16 protein-coding genes and 2 tRNA genes are annotated in these 17,191 nt (G+C 70.1%); 12 read left to right on the top strand and 6 right to left on the bottom strand.

Features of this window, described 5'->3' with window-relative positions; all coding sequences use genetic code 11:
• Positions 1-355 precede the first annotated feature (355 nt).
• Together WQ53_RS13250 and WQ53_RS13245 are read right to left on the bottom strand one after the other, a co-directional pair.
• Positions 356-3,469, bottom strand: a complete 3,114-nt coding sequence (locus tag WQ53_RS13250; protein WP_052633156.1) for a TonB-dependent receptor — start codon at positions 3,467-3,469, stop codon at positions 356-358.
• Positions 3,470-3,672: 203 nt separating this feature from the next.
• Positions 3,673-4,656: a LysR substrate-binding domain-containing protein gene (locus WQ53_RS13245; protein WP_052633153.1), complete on the bottom strand. Its 984-nt coding sequence runs from the start codon at positions 4,654-4,656 to the stop codon at positions 3,673-3,675.
• A gap of 283 nt (positions 4,657-4,939) precedes the next feature.
• Here WQ53_RS13245 and WQ53_RS13240 point away from each other — a divergent pair, with 283 nt between their 5' ends.
• From WQ53_RS13240 to fdxA, 5 genes are all read left to right on the top strand, one after another.
• Positions 4,940-5,587: a 2-dehydro-3-deoxy-6-phosphogalactonate aldolase gene (locus WQ53_RS13240; protein ID WP_052633146.1), complete on the top strand. Its 648-nt coding sequence runs from the start codon at positions 4,940-4,942 to the stop codon at positions 5,585-5,587.
• Between the two features lie 10 nt (positions 5,588-5,597).
• Positions 5,598-6,746 carry a galactonate dehydratase gene (dgoD, locus tag WQ53_RS13235; protein WP_052633143.1) on the top strand — a complete coding sequence of 383 codons (1,149 nt, stop codon included), beginning with the start codon at positions 5,598-5,600 and terminating at the stop codon, positions 6,744-6,746.
• 10 nt (positions 6,747-6,756) lie between these two features.
• Positions 6,757-7,677, top strand: coding sequence for an SMP-30/gluconolactonase/LRE family protein (locus tag WQ53_RS13230; RefSeq protein ID WP_428992251.1), 921 nt, complete (start codon positions 6,757-6,759; stop codon positions 7,675-7,677).
• Complete coding sequence (locus WQ53_RS13225; protein ID WP_052633137.1) at positions 7,674-8,573, top strand: 2-dehydro-3-deoxygalactonokinase; 900 nt, start codon at positions 7,674-7,676, stop codon at positions 8,571-8,573. Before WQ53_RS13230 ends, WQ53_RS13225 begins: the two co-directional genes overlap by 4 nt.
• A gap of 77 nt (positions 8,574-8,650) precedes the next feature.
• Positions 8,651-8,974: a ferredoxin FdxA gene (gene fdxA, locus WQ53_RS13220; protein ID WP_052633134.1), complete on the top strand. Its 324-nt coding sequence runs from the start codon at positions 8,651-8,653 to the stop codon at positions 8,972-8,974.
• 127 nt (positions 8,975-9,101) lie between these two features.
• Here the strand turns inward: fdxA and WQ53_RS13215 are convergent, their stop codons facing one another.
• Entirely contained in the window at positions 9,102-9,620 is a 519-nt protein-coding gene (locus WQ53_RS13215) for a hypothetical protein (RefSeq protein WP_052633132.1), read from the bottom strand.
• Positions 9,621-9,644: 24 nt separating this feature from the next.
• On the bottom strand, positions 9,645-10,553 hold the full coding sequence (gene dapA, locus WQ53_RS13210) for a 4-hydroxy-tetrahydrodipicolinate synthase (RefSeq protein WP_052633129.1): 909 nt from the start codon (positions 10,551-10,553) through the stop codon (positions 9,645-9,647).
• A 93-nt stretch (positions 10,554-10,646) separates the two neighbouring features.
• Here dapA and WQ53_RS13205 point away from each other — a divergent pair, with 93 nt between their 5' ends.
• The 7 genes from WQ53_RS13205 (at position 10,647) to WQ53_RS13175 (ending at position 15,868) form a co-directional block, all read left to right on the top strand.
• Positions 10,647-11,276: a glycine cleavage system protein R gene (locus WQ53_RS13205; protein WP_173427216.1), complete on the top strand. Its 630-nt coding sequence runs from the start codon at positions 10,647-10,649 to the stop codon at positions 11,274-11,276.
• Between the two features lie 22 nt (positions 11,277-11,298).
• Positions 11,299-11,775, top strand: coding sequence for a peroxiredoxin (locus WQ53_RS13200; protein WP_052633123.1), 477 nt, complete (start codon positions 11,299-11,301; stop codon positions 11,773-11,775).
• Positions 11,776-11,899: 124 nt separating this feature from the next.
• Positions 11,900-13,300: a PhoH family protein gene (locus WQ53_RS13195; RefSeq protein WP_052633120.1), complete on the top strand. Its 1,401-nt coding sequence runs from the start codon at positions 11,900-11,902 to the stop codon at positions 13,298-13,300.
• A 24-nt stretch (positions 13,301-13,324) separates the two neighbouring features.
• Positions 13,325-14,026, top strand: a complete 702-nt coding sequence (locus WQ53_RS13190; protein ID WP_052633117.1) for a YoaK family protein — start codon at positions 13,325-13,327, stop codon at positions 14,024-14,026.
• 43 nt (positions 14,027-14,069) lie between these two features.
• Positions 14,070-14,891, top strand: a complete 822-nt coding sequence (gene thiD, locus WQ53_RS13185) for a bifunctional hydroxymethylpyrimidine kinase/phosphomethylpyrimidine kinase (RefSeq protein ID WP_052633115.1) — start codon at positions 14,070-14,072, stop codon at positions 14,889-14,891.
• A complete protein-coding gene (locus tag WQ53_RS13180; protein WP_052633112.1) occupies positions 14,888-15,751 on the top strand; it encodes an alpha/beta fold hydrolase in 864 nt (287 codons plus the stop codon). Before thiD ends, WQ53_RS13180 begins: the two co-directional genes overlap by 4 nt.
• A gap of 40 nt (positions 15,752-15,791) precedes the next feature.
• Positions 15,792-15,868 (top strand) — tRNA-Arg (locus WQ53_RS13175).
• Positions 15,869-16,794: 926 nt separating this feature from the next.
• Here WQ53_RS13175 and WQ53_RS13170 read toward each other — a convergent pair.
• Positions 16,795-16,887 (bottom strand) — tRNA-Ser (locus WQ53_RS13170).
• Positions 16,888-16,968: 81 nt separating this feature from the next.
• Positions 16,969-17,175 carry a carbon storage regulator CsrA gene (gene csrA, locus WQ53_RS13165; RefSeq protein ID WP_052633109.1) on the bottom strand — a complete coding sequence of 69 codons (207 nt, stop codon included), beginning with the start codon at positions 17,173-17,175 and terminating at the stop codon, positions 16,969-16,971.
• Between the last annotated feature and the right edge of the window lie 16 nt (positions 17,176-17,191).

Genomic DNA, 17,191 nt, shown 5'->3' with positions numbered 1-17,191 from the left:
CGGCTCCTACAGAACGGCGCGGCAGCAAAATGACGGCTGTTGCTTGGGGACGCCGGAACGGAGCCACGACCCCGACGTCCCCGAAGACGTGGCAGTGCGGGTGTGTTGCGGCAGCGGCCAGCGATGGCCGCGTCGGCGAGTCGGCACATGGATGTGCCGCCGAGACGACCGCAACACACCCGCACTGCCGCGGCTCAGCCCGAAGCCGACCACTCCAGGCGCTCCTGCAGCTGCAGCTGCCTCAGCCATCTCGCCCCCTCCCCTCGAACGGACCAAGAACCCAAGAAAAAGCCCGCGCGGTTGCCCGCGCGGGCCAATGGGTGGGGACCTTGGGAGATCGGACAGCGTGCCGCGACTACCAGCGCGCGCGCAGCACGGCCGAGTAGCGACGGTCGTTCATGAAGTACGAACGGGTGTACAGCGTCTCGTCCAGGTAGCCGTCGTCGTACAGACGCGGCCCCATCAGCACCTTGGTGATCGAATCGGTGAGGTTGTTGGCCTGCACGCCGATCTGGATGTTGTCGTTGATGTTGTAGAAGAACGAACCGTCCAGCTGGCCGAAGTCGTCCGCCCACATCGGCAGTTGCAGGTTGGTCTCGCTGGCGGTCAACAGGTAGCGCGAACGCCAGTTGTAGGCCAGGCGCAGCGACCACGGCCCCTTCTCGTAGATCCCCACCACGTTGTAGGAACGCCTGGACAGGCCTTCCAGCGGCAGGTCGTCGACCTGCGGGCGGCGCGCATCCGGATCGTTCGGATCGGGGTTCATGTTGCGCCCACCCGAACTGTCCACGAAGGTGTAGTTGGTCTGGACGCCGATCCCGGGCAGGAAATCGAAGAACTGGTTCCAGCCCACCTCGAAGCCCTGGATCTTGCCGCTGTCCAGGTTGTGCGGACGGGTGACCGCCCAGAGGATGCCGTCGATCTCCTCGTCCCGCGTCTCGGAGACGAAGTAGCCCTTCACGTCCTTGTAGAACACGGTCGCGTAGAGCATGTCCGCCGGCCCGAAGTACCACTCCAGCGCGGTGTCGAGCTGGTTGGCGCGCATCGGCTGCAGGGTCGGATTGCCGGCGGTGCCGGCGAAGCCCTCCAGGTACTCGAAGCCACAAGGAGTACCGTCGTTCTGTTGCGGCTGGCAGCTTTCGTCCACGCCGACCCGGAGCGGCAGCCACGAGGTCATCTGCCGGAACTCAGGCCGGGCGATGGCCTTGGACGCCGCGAAGCGCCACTGCAACTGCTCGTTGAGGTGCACGCGCAGGTTCAGGCTGGGCAGCACGTCGGTGTAGCGGCCGGAACTGTCGATGCCGAAGTAACTGCCATCGAACCTCTCGCGGACCTCCTCGGTGAGCCTGAGCTGGCCGCTCAGGTTGGGCAGCTGGCCGTAACCGTCGCTCTGGGTGCTGGTCTGGACGATGCGCACGCCGACGTTGCCGTCCACGCCGCGGCCGCCGAGCAGGCTGTCGTTCTCGAAGTACAGCACGCCGTACGCGGCCTGGGTGTGTTCCTGCTGGTTGTTGGTGTCCTGCGGGTTGAACACGGCCGGCAGCCAGCCCTGGCCGCCCGCGGCCAGGCGCGCGGCATACAGCGGCGGGAAGGCGGCGCCCGCGTTCTCCAGTTCCACGATCGCGTCGTTCGGGTACCACAGGTTGCCCGGCACGTTGACCTGGCCGCGGAAGAAGTTGCCCATCGAATACAGCCCGGAATACTGGGGCAGGTGCGCATTCAGCCACGCCAGCTGGTTGCCGCCGTCCCACGAACCGAACTGCCCGGTAGCGCCCGGGTCGAGCGTGGCCCAGGTCGCGCTGACCGGCATCCAGTTGTCCCAGCCGCTGTCCTTGTTGATCTGCTCGCGCGAGGTGGCGCGCACGCCGAAGCGGGCGAAGCGCAGCCAGCTGCTGTCGTCGAAGGTGTACTCCCAGTCCAGCCGGCCGCTGTATTGCTTGCCGCGGTTGTCCTGCAGGTTGTCCATGTTCGCCAGCCACGAGTACGAGGCCGGGTCCTGCAACTGCTCGCGTTCGGCGGCCAGCTGCAGCGACGGGTACCTGCCGGTCAGGTCCAGGTAGACGTTGCTGAGGAAGGTGTTGACGATGACGCTGAAGTCTACCGGCTTGCTGGACGACTGCACGTACTGGAAGTCGCCGCGCATGACCAGGTTGTCGGTGATGAAGTGGCGGAAGCCGGTCGACCAGTCGCTGGTCACCGTCTCCTGCCTGGACAGGCGGTTGGTGGTGCGGAAGGCGAGGCTGTAGGGCTCCAGGCCGCAGCACAGTTCGGTGATGCTGGGATCCCAGGGCTGGCTCCAGTCGATGCTGTCCCAGTCGATGTTCACCCAGTCGATTTCCTGCCGCGCGCGCGTCGCATAGCCGGACTGGAACACCCCGTTGGCGTCGTAACTGAACCGGGTGCCGGGCGCCGGCAGGATGTCGTTGTCGCGCCAGGCACCGTCGGCGCCCTGCAGCTGGTCGCCGAAGGTCATGGAGTGCTCGCGCCACTGCATGTTGTACTTCGAGCGCAGGAACTGGGTGTAGACCTCGGTGTTGTCGTTGGGACGCCACTGCATGGCGAGCGCGAGGCCCTCGCGCTTGCGCTCGAAGTCCAGGGTGCGCCAGTTGACGCCGCCCGGGATATAGACCCAGTCGAAGTTCGTGCCCTCCAGCAGCGCCGCGTCGTTGCGGCGCTGGAAGGCTTCGACCTGGATGCCGTCCGAGCGGGTGGCCAGTTCCGAGTACGAGAGGTTGGCCAGGAAGCCGAACTCGCCGCCGTTGGCGGTCTGCCAGCGGTCGCTGAACAGGAACGAGGCCGACGGATTCCCGCGCTTGGCGAAGTCGCCGTAGTTGTAGTCGACGCTGGCGGCGACCTTGCGGCCGGCCTCGTCGAACGGCATGCGCGTGCGCAGGTTGACCGTGCCGCCCAGGCCGCCCTCGATGATGTCGGCCGAGGGATTCTTGTACACGTCCACGCCGGCCATCAGCTCGGAGGGCACTTCCTCGAAGCTCAGCCCGCGGCCGCCGTTGGCACTGAAGACGTCGCGGCCGTTGAGCTCGCCGCGCACCTGGGTCAGGCCGCGGATCATCACGCCGCTGCCCTCGGCCGAGAAGTGGTCGGGATCGTCGCGCGCCAGGAAGTTGGTGACGGTCACGCCGCTGACGCGCTTGAGCGTCTCGGTGACGCTGCGGTCCGGCAGCGCGCCGATGTCCTGCGCCGTTACCGAATCGACGATCTGGTCGGCGTCGCGCTTGATCTCCTGCGCGCGCATCAGGCTGCCGCGGATGCCCCGGACCTCGACGGTCTGGAAATCCTGCGCCTCGGCGGCGCTCTCCGCCGTGTTGGCGGCCTCGGACTGCGCGCCTTCCTGAGCGTGGAGCGCCCCCGCCGGCAGCGCCAGCGCGATGCCCAGGGCGAGAGTGGAACGGACTAGACGGACAGGCAGGCGCGTGCTGGCGGCCGTTGCGGCGCGTGGGTGCTTCGACATCACTGTTCCCTCCCCAGGACACTGACGGATCGAATGTTCTCGAGTTGTGTGCCGGCAGCGCCGGCGGCCGGGAAGACCAGCGCTGTCATTTCGCCCCTGCAACTGGGCGAAATGCGGCTTGTGTCACTGGAAGCTCCCCGGACGCACCTTATGCACGCCCGGTCACGGATTGCCAATAAGGAAATTGGAGCCCAAATATTCCGTTATGGAATAGAACGGTCCTGCTGCAGGCCGGCCCCTGGGTAGAGCCGCCGCGCAGTGGCCCGCAAGGCCTCCAGCACCCGTTCGGCAGCAGGCGACAGCAGGTGCCCACGGCGGCGGATGATCCCGAACGACTCCATCCCCACCCCCAGTTCCAGCGGCAGCACCGACAACTGCTGGGCCTGCACGTAGGGCGCGACGGATTCCACCGGCAGCGCTGTCAGCAGGTCGCTGACCCGGAGCAGGTTGATCATCACCGGCAGCGAGGAGGTCTCGATCGTGTTGTGCGCGCCCAGCAGGCCGTGCTCCAGGAACATGGTCTCCAGCCGCGAGCGCAGCACACTGTCGGGAGGCGGCAGGATCCAGCCGTAGGGCGCCAGTTCCCCGTGCCGGACCCGGGCGCGGCCGTCCAGCGGGTGGCCGCTGCGGACGATCACCGAGTGCGGTTCCTCGGCCAGGGGTTCGAACTCCAGGTCCACCCCGCCCTGCGGGTCCATGATCCGGCCGATCACCAGGTCCAGCTGGCCGTCGAGCAGCTTGGCCACCAGCGGCCGGCTGTAGTCCATCTCGATCCGCACCAGGATGTCCGGGTGTTCGCGCTTGACCTCGGCCACCGCCTGCGGCACCAGGTTGGTGCCGGGATTGACCACCGTCCCGATCGAGGCCTGGCCCATGCGGCCGTCGCGCAGCGCCGCGATCTCCTCCTGGGCGCGGCCGATTTCCAGCAGCGCGGTGCGGGCGCGGCGGATCAGCACCTGCCCGTACCAGGTCGGTTCGACCCCGCGGGCGTGGCGGTCGAACAGCGACACCCCGAGCAACCCTTCCATCTCGGCCAGCAGCTTGGAGGCCGCCGGCTGGGTCATGCGCGCGGCCTCGGCGGCGCGCAGCACCGAGCCCTGTTCCTCCAGATGCATCAGCAGCAGCAGGTGCCGCGTCTTCAGCCGCGACGGATTGAACCAGTGCGTGGCGGCGGTCGGCTTGCCCATTTCCCCTCCCAGAGAACTATTCAGGCTGGGAATAGATTACGGCGAAAATTTCATTTGCCCAACATAACTGGCCGGGCGAGGCTAGCGCCGCTCGATTCGCCCGAAATCCGCGGTCCACCGTGCGATGGCGGGCATCAACGGCCCGGGAGGCCCAAGGCATGCTCCAGTACACGGGGGTGCGCATGAACGCGCGCCCGGCGGACGCGACCGCCCGCCATCGCCGCCAGGCCGGCCGGCACAGGACCGCCGCCCTGCCGCCCGCCGCCCGATGACGAGACTGGCCATGAACGACACCGCCACCCACGGGGGCCGCCTGCCCCAGGTCCCGTTCCGCCTGCCGCTGATCGCGATCCTGCGCGGCATCACCCCGGCCGAGACCGGCGAACACCTCGACGCGCTGGTCGAGGAAGGCTACGACGCGATCGAGATCCCGCTGAACTCGCCGGACTGGGCCCAGAGCATTGCGACCGCCGTGCGCGAGCACGGCGGCCACGCCTGGATCGGCGGCGGCACCGTGCTGCGCCCGGCCGAGGTCGACACCCTGCAGCACCTGGGCGCGCGCTTCGTCGTCACCCCCAACGTCAATCCCGCGCTGATCCGCCATGCGGTGGCGGCCGGCATGCAGGTGGTCGCCGGTTTTGCCACCGCCAGCGAGGCCTTCGCCGCGCTCGACGCCGGCGCGCACATGCTCAAGCTGTTCCCGGCCTCGACCTACGGCCCCGGCCACGTGCGCGCGCTGCGCGCGGTGCTGCCGACGGTGCCCCTGTTCGTGGTCGGCGGCGTCACCCCGCACACCCTCGGCGACTTCCTCGCCGCCGGCAGCAGCGGCGCCGGCATCGGCGGCGAGCTCTACCGGCCCGGCCAGCCGGCCGAACGCACGCGCACCCACGCGCGCGAATTCCGCCTGGCCCACTCCGGCCATCTCCGATGAAAGCCCGCCGATGAAGATCAGCCGCCTCACCACCTACCACGCCGCGCCGCGCTGGCTGTTCCTCAAGGTCGACACCGACGAGGGCGTCGCCGGCTGGGGCGAGCCGGTGGTCGAGGGCCGCGCCCGCACGGTCGAGGCGGCGGTGCACGAACTCGGCGACTACCTGGTCGGCAAGGATCCGGCGCGGATCAACGACCTGTGGCAGACCCTGTACCGCGGCGGCTTCTACCGCGGCGGACCGGTGCTGATGAGCGCCATCGCCGGGATCGACCAGGCGCTGTGGGACATCAAGGGCAAGGCGCTGGGCGTGCCGGTGTACCAGCTGCTCGGCGGCCTGGTCCGCGAGCAGATGAAGACCTACCGCTGGGTCGGCGGCGACCGCCCGGCCGAGCTGGTCGAGCAGATCCGCGGCTACCGCGCGCTCGGCTTCGACACCTTCAAGTTCAACGGCACCGAGGAACTGCGCCTGGTCGACAGCCCGCGCGCGGTCGACGCGGCGCTGACCCGGGTCGCCGCGGTGCGCGAGGCGTTCGGCGACGCGATCGACTTCGGAGTCGACTTCCATGGCCGCGTCGGCGCGCCGATGGCGCGCGTGCTGCTGCGCGAACTGGAACCGTACCGGCCGCTGTTCGTCGAGGAGCCGGTGCTGCCGGAACAGGCCGAACACTACCCGCGCCTGGCCGCGGCCAGCGCGATCCCGCTGGCGGCCGGCGAGCGCATGTATTCGCGCTTCGAGTTCAAGCGCGTGCTGGAGGCCGGCGGGCTGTCGATCCTGCAGCCGGACCTGTCGCATGCCGGCGGCATCAGCGAATGCGTGAAGATCGCGGCGATGGCCGAAGCCTACGACGTGGCACTCGCACCGCACTGCCCGCTCGGCCCGGTGGCGCTGGCCGCGTGCCTGCACGTGGACTTCGTCGCGCACAACGCGATGCTGCAGGAGCAGAGCATCGGCATCCACTACAACCAGGGCGCCGACCTGCTCGACTACGTCCTCAACCGGGACGACTTCTCGTGCGAGGACGGCCACATCCGCGCCCTGCCGCGCCCCGGGCTGGGCGTGGAGATCGACGAGGAGCGCCTGCGCCGGGCCCACGCCGACCCGCCCGACTGGCGCAACCCGGTCTGGCGCCATGCGGACGGCAGCGTCGCCGAATGGTAGAACGGCGATGATGGACATCGCCGGATCGACGCCCGCCCGCCTGACCGTCGCCTCGCACTGCGCGCACGGCGAAGGCGTGCTGTGGTGCGAGCGCCGCCAGGCGCTGCTGTGGGTCGACATCGACGGTTCGCGGCTGTGGCTGCACGTGCCCACGGACGGCGCCACGCGCAGCTGGGCCCTGCCCGACCGTCCCGGCTGCATCGGCCTGGCCGGCTCCGGCGAACTGCTGCTGGTGCTGGCCAAGGCGCTATACCGGGCCAATTTGGACGCGGCGGCGGCCGGCGACGCGCCCCTGGCACTGGTGCACCTGGCCGACGTGGAGCCGCACGAGGGGCGCACCCGCAGCAACGACGGCCGCGCCGACCGCCATGGCAACTTCGTGTTCGGCACGATGGACGAGTCCGAGGACAAGTCGGCGATCGGCGCGTTCTACCAGTACTCGGCCCGGCACGGCCTGCGCATGCTCGACCTGCCGCGCGCGGCCATCCCCAACTCGATCTGCTTCTCGCCCGACGGACGCACGCTGTACTGGTGCGATTCCCTGCAGCCGAGGATCCTGTGCTGCGACTACGAGCCGGGGGCGGCGCGGGTCGGTGCGTCGCGCGAGTTCGCCCGCGTCGACCTGCCCGGCGCGGCGGCGGACGGTTCCACCATCGACACGGAAGGTTGCCTGTGGAACGCGCAGTGGGGCGGATCGCGCGTGGTCCGCTACCGCCCGGACGGCGGCGTCGACCGGATCGTGCCGGTGCCGGTGCCGCAACCGTCGTGCTGCGCCATCGGCGGCGCCGGCCTGGACACGCTGTTCGTGATCACTTCGCCGCAAGGGATGGACGCGGCGTCGCGGGCGCAGGCGCCCGAATCGGGCAGCCTGTTCGAGGCACCGCTCGGCCGCGCCCTGGGCCTGCCCGAAGCGCGGGTGGTACTGCCGTGATCGCGGTCGACTGGGGCGGCAGCCGCCTGCGCGCCTACTGGCTGGATGCCGACGGCGCCGTGCTCGAGCGGCGCCGCAGCGACGAGGGCGCACTGGCCTGCCACGGCCGCTTCGGCAAGGTGCTCGGCGCACTGATCGCCGGCTGGGACGATCCGCTGGTGGTGATGGCCGGCATGGTCGGCGCGCGCGGCGGCTGGATCGAGGTGCCCTACGTGCGCTGCCCGGCCGACGCCCCCGCGCTGGCCGCCGGCATGCTGCGCCTGGACGCCTCGCGCGAAGCGTCGGGACTGGTCCGGCGCCAGTTGTGGTGCGTGCCCGGGATGGCCGACCACACCACGCCGGTCGGCGACGTGATGCGCGGCGAGGAAACCCAGATCGTCGGATTGCCGGATACCCTCGGCCGCGGCACGCACACCGTGTGCCTGCCCGGCACGCACAGCAAGTGGGTGCGGGTGCGGGACGGCGCCATCGTCCACATCTCCACCGCCCTGACCGGCGAGCTGTACGGGCTGCTGCGCGCGCACAGCATCCTCGGCCGCAGCATCCCCGACGGCGAGCCGGGACTGGATACCGAGGCCTTCGATGCCGGCCTGGAATGCAGCCGCGACCCGGCCAGCGGCCTGCTCCACGACCTGTTCGGCGTGCGCACTGCCTCGCTGTTCGGCCATTTCCCGCCGCCGGCGCTGGCCTCCTACCTCTCCGGCGTGCTGATCGGGCACGAATTACAGGCCGCGCTCGCCGGCTTGCCGGCGCCGGTGCACCTGGTCGGAAACGAAGCATTGGTCGAACGCTACGCGCATGCGCTGCAGGCGCGCGGCATCGCCGTCCACCGCCATCCCGAAGAACTGGCGGCGGCGGGCATGCATCGCCTGGCCAGAGCCCGCGGCCTGGCGTGACACGCACGCGGGGCGACGGCGGGCGGCCGCTGGACTAGAATGTCGCGCCCGTTCTTTCCGCTTCACGGCCGTCCGCCATGCCCTTCGTCGTCACCGAAAACTGCATCAAGTGCAAGTACACCGACTGCGTGGAGGTGTGCCCGGTCGACTGCTTCCACGAGGGCCCCAACTTCCTGGTGATCGACCCGGACGAGTGCATCGACTGCACCCTGTGCGAACCGGAATGCCCGGCCAACGCGATCTACCCGGAGGACGACGTCCCCGCCGGGCAGGAGGGCTTCGTCACCCTCAACGCCGAGCTGTCCAAGGCCTGGCCGGTGATCACCGTGCGCCAGGAACCGCTGGCGGACGCAGCCGAGTGGGACGGCAAGCCGGGCAAGCTGCCACTGCTCGAGCGCTGAGCCGCGGCGCCAAAAAGGGGTCAGGTTCATTTTCCCCGGAAAATGAACCTGACCCCTTTTTGGCGGGCTTTTTGGTCTTGAAGAAAAAGGCGCCCGTAGGCGCCTTCTCCGTCGTGGTCCGCCGGCCTCAGCCCCTGGCCAACGCGGCCTGCAGCGCGGCGATCAGCTGCCGCGGCGCCTCGGCGGTGGCCGGCACGCCGCGCGGATCGACCGCCGACACGTACACGCCGTTCTCGACCGCGACCACGCGCACCAGGAAATCGAGGCCCTGGTAGTTGACATCGTAGGTACCCAGCAGCTGCGCGCGGCTGGCGATCGTCACGCCCTCGATGCCTTCCAGCGCGGTGCCGATCTGGGCGAACACCGTGTCCCGGTTGCCCGCTACGGTGAAGCCGCTCGGCGACGCCGCCGGCGCGGCGCCCGGTGCCGACGCGCGCTGCCCGCCGGCCGGCGGCAGCGCCATCGCGCCGGAGGCGTCGGGCAGGGTCAGGTCGGGCGGCACCTCCAGCGGGCGCTGCTCGACCGCGAGCGCGTAGTCGCCCTTGGGGCCCTTGCGGAACCAGGAACAGCCGCCGAGCGTCGCGACCACGGTGGAGGCCAGCAGCACGGCCGCGGCGGCACGGGCAAGGCGGGAAGTCTGGGACATCGATGCTCTCCGGGAGTGTCTGGATCAGGCCGCGAGCGATTCGCGGCCACTGTGTGCTTCAAGTTCGCGGGCCAGCGCCGCGACGCGCCGGGCCTCGGCCTGGTGCCGCGCCGAAAGCGGCAGCAGCGGCAGGCGCAGGCCCTGGCCGTAGCCGAGCAGCCGCAGCAGCGCCTTGACCGGGATCGGGTTGGGTTCGACGCCGCAGAACCCGTGCAGCGGCGCCAGCCGCGCGTCCCACTCGCCGGCCGCGGCGGCATCGCCGCCACGGGCCAGGTCGCACAGGCGCCGGTAGGCGGCCGGAGCGGCATTGGAAGCGACCGAGACCAGGCCGTCGGCGCCGGCCAGCAGCGAACGCCCGGCCGAACCGTCGTCGCCTCCGAGGACGCTGAAGCCCGGACCACACAGCGCCACCAGCGCGGCCACGCGCGCCGGATCGGCCACCGCTTCCTTGATCCCGACGATGCGCTCGTGCGCGGCCAGCTCGGCCACCGTCTCCGGCAGCAGGTCGCCGCCGGTGCGGCCGGGCACGTTGTACAGGACCACCGGCAGCCCGCCCTGCTCGGCCACGGCGCGGTAGTGCGCCAGCAGCCCGGCCTGGGTCGGGCGCACGTAGGGCGGCGTCACCACCAGCGCCGCATCGGCGCCGCCAGCGGCCGCGCGACGGGTCTGGGCGATGGTGCGCGCGGTGCCGGACAGGCCGGTACCGGCCAGCACCGGCACCCGGCCGGCGACGGTCTCCACCGCGATGCGCAGCAGGGTGTCGAATTCGGCGTCCTCGAGCATCGACGCCTCGCCGGTGGAACCGGCGACGACAATGCCTTCCACGCCGCTGGCGAGCTGCCATTCCAGCAGCCTGCGCCAGGCGTCGAGGTCCAGTGCGCCGGCTTCGTCGAACGGAGTCGCAAGCGCGGTGATCAGGCCGGTGGGATGCAAAGCGTCTGGCTCTGGATTCTGCGGCTCGCGCTTGGCGCAGGCCGGTTTTCAGGGAGGCCCGATCATACTTGCGGCGCGAAAGCACGGGCAAGTATGCTGGCTGCGCGGCGCGGCCCCGGACGGCCCGCCATTCAGCCTACGCAAGACCTGCCGGAAGCCGACTTGACCGACACCCCGCCCCGGCCTTCGCCGAACGAAAACCACCTCCTGATCAACGCCTATACGACGCATCCGGAGTCGCCGCTGCTCGCGGTGACGCGCCGCATCGCCGACAGCGGCTGCAATCTGGTGGACGCGCGGCTGGCCACGGTGGGCCGCGACGTGTCGATGACCGCGCTGGCCACCGGCTCCTGGGACGCGGTGGCCAAGCTCGAGGCGATGCTCGGCCGGCTCGACCGCGAGGAAGGCCTGAAGCTCAACTGGTACCGCACCGGCGCCAAGCAGAGCCAGTCCAACCTGCTGCCGTACATCGTCGAGGTGGTGGCCGCCGACAAGCCGGGCATCCTGTTCCAGCTGGCCGACTTCTTCGATCGCCAGGGCATCACCATCGAGAACCTGCAGAGCACCCGCTACCGGGCGATGCAGACCGGCGCGGAAATGTTCTCGGCACAGGTGACCATCGGCGTGCCCTCGAACATGCACATCGCCGCGCTGCGCGACGACTTCCTCGAGTTCTGCGACCACCTGAACCTCGACGCGATCATGGATCCGATGAAGTTCTGAGCAGGAGCGCGATTCCGGCAAGATGAAACAGCCCAAGCTCGACCGCTCCACCCTGAAACTGCCGCTGGCGCTGTCCGGCGACCGCACCGCCACCCTCGCCGACTTCGCCGGCCGCTGGCTGGTCCTGTACTTCTATCCCAAGGACAGCACGCCCGGCTGCACCACCGAGGGCCTGGACTTCAACGCGCTGCTGCCGGCGTTCCGCAAGCTCGGCGCCGAAGTGCTGGGCGTCTCGCGCGACTCGCTGAAGTCGCACGACAACTTCTGCGCCAAGCAGGGCTTCGCATTCCCGCTGGTCAGCGACGCCGACGAGGCGCTGTGCCGTGCCTTCGACGTGATCCACGAGAAGAACATGTACGGCCGCAAGGTGCTGGGCGTGGTCCGCAGCACCTTCCTGGTCTCGCCCGATGCGCGCGTCGCGCGCGAATGGCGCGGGGTCAAGGTCTCCGGCCACGCCCAGGCCGTGCTCGACGCGCTTAAGGCCGAAACCGCACAGTGACCGCCATTCCCGCCACCCCGCGCCGTCGCCCTGCCCCGCAGGCCGCGACGGCTCGCCCCTGTCCGGCGCCCGCGCGTTCCGCGCGCGCGGCGCCCTGCTGCAGCCCTCCCACCAGGAAGCCACGATGACCCGAGGCAAGCGCATCTACGTGCTGGATACCAACGTGCTGATGCACGATCCGACCGCGCTGTTCAAGTTCGAGGAGCACGACATCTACCTGCCGATGCAGGTCATCGAGGAACTGGACAACGCCAAGAAGGGCACTTCCGAGGCCAGCCGCAACGCGCGCCAGGTCAGCCGTTTCCTAAACGAGCTGGTCGAGGCCGCCGGCCTTGAGCGCCTGGCCGACGGCATCCCGCTGGCGCAGCCGAAGGGCGTGCAGCTGCGCGGCCGCCAGAGCGCGGGCCTGCTGCACTTCCAGACCAGCCACTTCGATGCCGGCAAGAGCTTCGGCGCGGTCATTCCCGACAACGCCATCCTCGGCGCGATCCTGGCGCTGAAGGAACAGACCCCGGCCGAGATCCCGGTCGTGTTCGTGTCCAAGGACATCAACCTGCGGATCAAGGCGGCCATCGCCGGGATCGTGTCGGAGGACTACGAGAACGACCGCGCACTGGACGACTTCAGCCTGCTCTACACCGGCGCCACCGAACTGCCCGAGGACTTCTGGGATCGCCACGAGCAGGACCTGCGCTCGTGGTCGGACAAAGGCCGCACCAGCTACGAGGTGAGCGCGCGCGAGGACGAGGACTGGCATCCCAACCAGTACCTGTACCTGCCCGGCGAGGACGAGGTCGAACTGCGCGTGGCCAAGGTCGAGGGCGGCAAGGCCACGCTTACCCTGGTCGACGACTTCCGCAGCGGCCAGCACGCGGTGTGGGGGATCAGCGCGCGCAACCGCGAGCAGAACTTCGCGCTCAACGCGCTGATGGACCCGGACATCGACTTCGTCACCCTGCTCGGCACCGCCGGCACCGGCAAGACCCTGCTGGCGCTGGCCGCCGGCCTGGCCCAGACCATGGACCAGCAGCGCTACCGCGAGATCATCATGACCCGCGCCACGGTCAGCGTCGGCGAGGACATCGGCTTCCTGCCCGGCACCGAGGAGGAGAAGATGACCCCGTGGATGGGCGCGCTGACCGACAACCTGGAAGTGCTGACCCACAACCAGGACGGCGGCGCCTGGGGCCGCGCGGCCACCAACGACCTGCTCGCCTCGCGGATCAAGATCCGCTCGATGAACTTCATGCGCGGCCGCACCTTCCTCTCGCGCTACCTGATCCTGGACGAGGCGCAGAACCTCACCCCCAAGCAGATGAAGACCCTGATCACCCGCGCCGGCCCCGGCACCAAGATCGTGTGCCTGGGCAACGTCGAGCAGATCGACACCCCGTACCTGACCGAAACCACCTCGGGCCTGACCTACGCGGTGGACCGCTTCAAGAACTGGCCGCACAGCGCGCACATCACCCTGCGCCGCGGCGAGCGCTCGCGCCTGGCCGACTTCGCCTCCGAAGTGCTGTAGCCGGGGCGGAGCGCGCAGGCCGGCATGGGCATCCAGCTGCCACGCTGGGTCTGGGTGGGTGCGGTCACGCTGGCGTGCATCGCCGGCATGGTCAACGTGATCGGCTACCTGGGCTTCGAGCACCAGGCGATCAGCCACCTCACCGGCACCACCAGCCTGCTCGGCGCGGCGCTGGCCGCGGGCGACTGGCGCGCGGCCGGACACCTGTGGGGCGTGCTGATCGCGTTCTGCCTGGGCGCCACGATCAGCGGCCTGGTGATCCAGGACAGCACCCTGCGGCTGGGTCGCCGCTACGGCGTGGTGCTGGCGCTGGAATCGCTGCTGCTGGCCGCGGCAGTGCCACTGTTCGTGCGCGAGCAGGTGCTGGGCGCATGGCTGGCGGCGATGGCCTGCGGCCTGCAGAACGCGATGGTCACCGCCTACAGCGGCGCGGTGGTGCGCACCACGCACCTGAGCGGCATGTTCACCGACCTGGGCATCGGCCTGGGCCACCTGATCCGCGGCATGCCGTTGCCGGTACGCCGACTTACCCTCAGCGGCCTGATCATCAGCGGCTTCCTCGGCGGCGGCATCCTCGGTGCCTGGCTGTTCCGGAGCCTGCACTACCACGCCCTGCTCATCCCGTCCGCGCTGACCGGCCTGACCGGGATCGGCTATGCCGGCTACCGGCAGTGGGCGTTGCTGCGGCAGCGCCGCAACGGCGCGCAGTCCATCCACCCGGACTGAGCGGCTTCGCGGCCGCGCAGGCGGACCGGTGCACAATAGCCGCATGAACGCTCCGCGACCCGATGCCAGGCCCATCTCCGTCCTGACCATCGCCGGCTCCGATTCCGGCGGCGGCGCCGGCATCCAGGCCGACCTCAAGACCTTCGCCGCGCACGGCGTGCACGGGCTGTCGGCGCTGGCCGCGCTGACCGCGCAGCACACCCGCGGCGTCACCGCGGTGCACGTGCCGCCGACGGACTTCCTCGAGGCGCAGATCGACGCCTGCTTCGACGATTTCCGCATCGGCGCGGTCAAGCTGGGCATGCTCGCCAGCGCCGAAGTGATCGATGCCGTGGCACGCGCGCTGGAACGCCACCGGCCCACGCACGTGGTCGTCGATCCGGTGATGGTCGCCACCAGCGGCGCGCGCCTGCTGCAGGAAGACGCGCTGGACGCGCTGCGCACGCGGCTGCTGCCGCTGGCCACGGTGGTCACACCGAACCTGCCGGAAGCCGAGCTGCTGCTGGGCTGGAAGATCGGCGACCTGGCCGCCATGTCCGCCGCCGCCTCGGCGCTGCGGGCACTGGGCGCACCGGCGGTACTGCTCAAGGGCGGCCACCTCGCCGGTCCGGGCGAAGTGGTCGACATCCTGGCCGACGCCGAGGGCGAGCAGCGCACCGCGCACCCGCGCCTGCGCCTGGACGCGCACGGCACCGGCTGCACCCTGGCCTCGGCGGTGGCCGCCAACCTCGCCCGCGGGCTGCCGCTGCGCGAGGCCTGCGCGGCGGCGGTGGACTACGTGCACGCGGCGCTGCGCGGCGGCTATCGGCCCGGTCGCAGCGAGGTGCTGGTGCTCGACCATTTCGCGGCGATGCCCGGCCGATGAGCGCCGCCATCGACGAGGCGACGGCCATCGCCGCCGACGGGCACCGCTGGACGCTGCAGGCGCAGGTCCCCGACCGGCCGCGCGCGCGCCTGCTCTGGCTGCCCGCGCTGGGCGTGGCCGCGCGCCACTATCTGCCCTTGGCCGCTGCGCTGGCCGCGCACGGCATCGCCACCCATCTGCACGAGTGGCGCGGCAACGGCAGCAGTTCGCTGCGTCCCTCGGCCACGCACGACTGGGGCTACCGCGAACTGCTCACGCTGGACCTGCCGGCCAGCATCGCCGCCCTGCCCGCCGACGGCGCGCCGCTGCTGCTCGGCGGGCACAGCCTCGGCGGCCAGCTGGCCTGTTGCTTCGCCGGTCAGCATCCGGACGCCATCGCCGGCCTGCGGCTGGTGGCCACCGGCACGCCGTACTGGCGCAGCTTCCCCACGCCGCGAAGTTGGCTGCTGCCTCCGGTGTACCGCTTCCTGCCGTGGCTGGCGCGGCGACGGGGCGTGCTTCACGGGCGCCGGCTCGGCTTCGGCGGCACTGAAGCGCGCGGACTGATCGCGGACTGGGCGCGGGTCGGCCTCACCAACCGCTATGCGGCGGCCGGCCTGGAACGCGACCTGGAGGCCGGCATGGCACGCGTGCGTGCCCCAGCCTGCGGCGTGGTGCTGGCCGCGGACTGGCTGGCGCCGCACTCGTCGTTGCAGGCACTGTTGGACAAGCTGCCGCAGGCGCCGTCGCGGATCGTGCGGCTGGATGCCGCCGACCTGCAGGCGCCGGCCGACCATTTCGGCTGGATGAAGCAGCCGGCCGCGGTGGCCGCGGCACTGGCGGATGGATCCGTCCGCCAAGGAAGCACCGGTACCGATTGACGGCCGCCGGCAGCTCACGCATAATTCCGCGCCTTGAAACGCGCCCGTAGCTCAGCTGGATAGAGTACCTGGCTACGAACCAGGCGGTCGGGAGTTCGAATCTCTCCGGGCGCGCCATTTCAGAGGGCCGGCGACATGATCGCCGGCCCTTTTTTTTTGGTTCTTCTCCCTACTCCCGGGAATGCCGTCCGGCCCCCGGGCCAGTAGCATTGTCGCGAAGCAAGGGGTTGGCTTCAGTACGGGACACCGCTAGGCCTCGAGCGAAAGCGCCAGAGCAAGAGCGTCGGGGCAAAGGCGCCGAGCAAAAGCACTGAAGCGAAAGCGCTCGCGCTTCGGCCGGGGGCCGCCGTCCTCGGGCAACGTTGCGGTCGTAGCTTCGATCAGAAGAGCAACGACAAAGGCGAAAGCCACCCTCCCCAACCCTCCCCTTCACCTGCGGCGAAAGGGGGGCAAGGCCTGCGACGGCGCTGCCTTCTGTAGGAGCACAGCTTGCTGGCGACGTGGGCGTCGGAACCACAAGGGCGTCGCTTGTGCCGAAGGCGTCGGGTCGCCGGCTGAACCCGGCTCCTACAACAGCCACGGCGCGGCCGCTCTTGTGTAGGAGCTGACTTCAGTCGGCGACACGGGCGTCGGGATCACGAGGGTGTCGCCTGTGCCGACGGCGCCGGGTCGCGGGCAAGCCCGGCTCCTGCAGAACAGCGCGGCGGCGGCTGTTGCTTCTGGACGCCGGAACGGAGCCACGCCCCCGACGTTCCCGAAGACGTGGCAGTGCGGGTGTGTTGCGGCAGCGGCCAGGGATGGCCGCGTCGGCGAGTCGGCACACGGATGTGCCGTCGAGACGACCGCAACATACCCGCACTGCCGCGGCTCAGCCCGAAGCCGGCCAACCCCGGCGCTCTTGCCGCTGCCATCGCGCAACACGGCGACGACCTTCTGTGCAGGCGCGATGGCGATCGCATCCGGATGCGCGGTGGAACCCGTCAGGGCTCTCCCATCCATTTCGCCGGCTGTAAAAAAACCCCCTGACGGGGGTTTTTCGCAACTGGCGGAGTGAGAGGGATTCGAACCCTCGATAGAGCTTTTGACCCTATACTCCCTTAGCAGGGGAGCCCCTTCGGCCTCTCGGGCATCACTCCGTTGGACCCACGCGTCGCCTGGGCGCTCGCGGGCCGCGAAAGGATACCGTCTGGGCCGTTTCGCGGCAAACGTTTTCCCCGCTATTCGGCCGGATCGGCCTCGCCACCGCCGGTTCCGGGCGCCTCGCCGCGCTGGATCCGCTGGTAGATCTCCTCGCGATGCACGGCCACATCCTTGGGTGCGGTGATGCCGATGCGCACCTGGTTGCCCTTGACCCCGAGGACGGTGACGGTGATCGAATCGCCGATCATCAGGGTTTCGCCTACGCGGCGGGTCAGAATCAGCATTGTCTTTCTCCATGGC

This window comes from Pseudoxanthomonas suwonensis, assembly GCF_000972865.1.
Lineage (GTDB): Bacteria > Pseudomonadota > Gammaproteobacteria > Xanthomonadales > Xanthomonadaceae > Pseudoxanthomonas > Pseudoxanthomonas suwonensis_B.
The sequence above is the reverse complement of the archived record's forward strand: the minus strand, read 5'-3'. Positions and strand labels throughout refer to the sequence as shown.

What these genes read in the sequence shown, in the direction of transcription:
- WQ53_RS13180 (WP_052633112.1), top strand. Translation starts at nt 14,888, where the DNA reads ATGAGCGCCGCCATCGACGAGGCGACGGCCATCGCCGCCGACGGGCAC.
- WQ53_RS13205 (WP_173427216.1), top strand. Translation starts at nt 10,647, where the DNA reads ATGCTGGCTGCGCGGCGCGGCCCCGGACGGCCCGCCATTCAGCCTACG.
- dgoD (WP_052633143.1), top strand. Translation starts at nt 5,598, where the DNA reads ATGAAGATCAGCCGCCTCACCACCTACCACGCCGCGCCGCGCTGGCTG.
- WQ53_RS13245 (WP_052633153.1), bottom strand. Translation starts at nt 4,656, where the DNA reads ATGGGCAAGCCGACCGCCGCCACGCACTGGTTCAATCCGTCGCGGCTG.
- WQ53_RS13200 (WP_052633123.1), top strand. Translation starts at nt 11,299, where the DNA reads ATGAAACAGCCCAAGCTCGACCGCTCCACCCTGAAACTGCCGCTGGCG.
- csrA (WP_052633109.1), bottom strand. Translation starts at nt 17,175, where the DNA reads ATGCTGATTCTGACCCGCCGCGTAGGCGAAACCCTGATGATCGGCGAT.
- WQ53_RS13250 (WP_052633156.1), bottom strand. Translation starts at nt 3,469, where the DNA reads ATGTCGAAGCACCCACGCGCCGCAACGGCCGCCAGCACGCGCCTGCCT.
- WQ53_RS13195 (WP_052633120.1), top strand. Translation starts at nt 11,900, where the DNA reads ATGACCCGAGGCAAGCGCATCTACGTGCTGGATACCAACGTGCTGATG.
- WQ53_RS13240 (WP_052633146.1), top strand. Translation starts at nt 4,940, where the DNA reads ATGAACGACACCGCCACCCACGGGGGCCGCCTGCCCCAGGTCCCGTTC.
- WQ53_RS13230 (WP_428992251.1), top strand. Translation starts at nt 6,757, where the DNA reads ATGGACATCGCCGGATCGACGCCCGCCCGCCTGACCGTCGCCTCGCAC.
- WQ53_RS13190 (WP_052633117.1), top strand. Translation starts at nt 13,325, where the DNA reads ATGGGCATCCAGCTGCCACGCTGGGTCTGGGTGGGTGCGGTCACGCTG.
- thiD (WP_052633115.1), top strand. Translation starts at nt 14,070, where the DNA reads ATGAACGCTCCGCGACCCGATGCCAGGCCCATCTCCGTCCTGACCATC.
- fdxA (WP_052633134.1), top strand. Translation starts at nt 8,651, where the DNA reads ATGCCCTTCGTCGTCACCGAAAACTGCATCAAGTGCAAGTACACCGAC.
- WQ53_RS13215 (WP_052633132.1), bottom strand. Translation starts at nt 9,620, where the DNA reads ATGTCCCAGACTTCCCGCCTTGCCCGTGCCGCCGCGGCCGTGCTGCTG.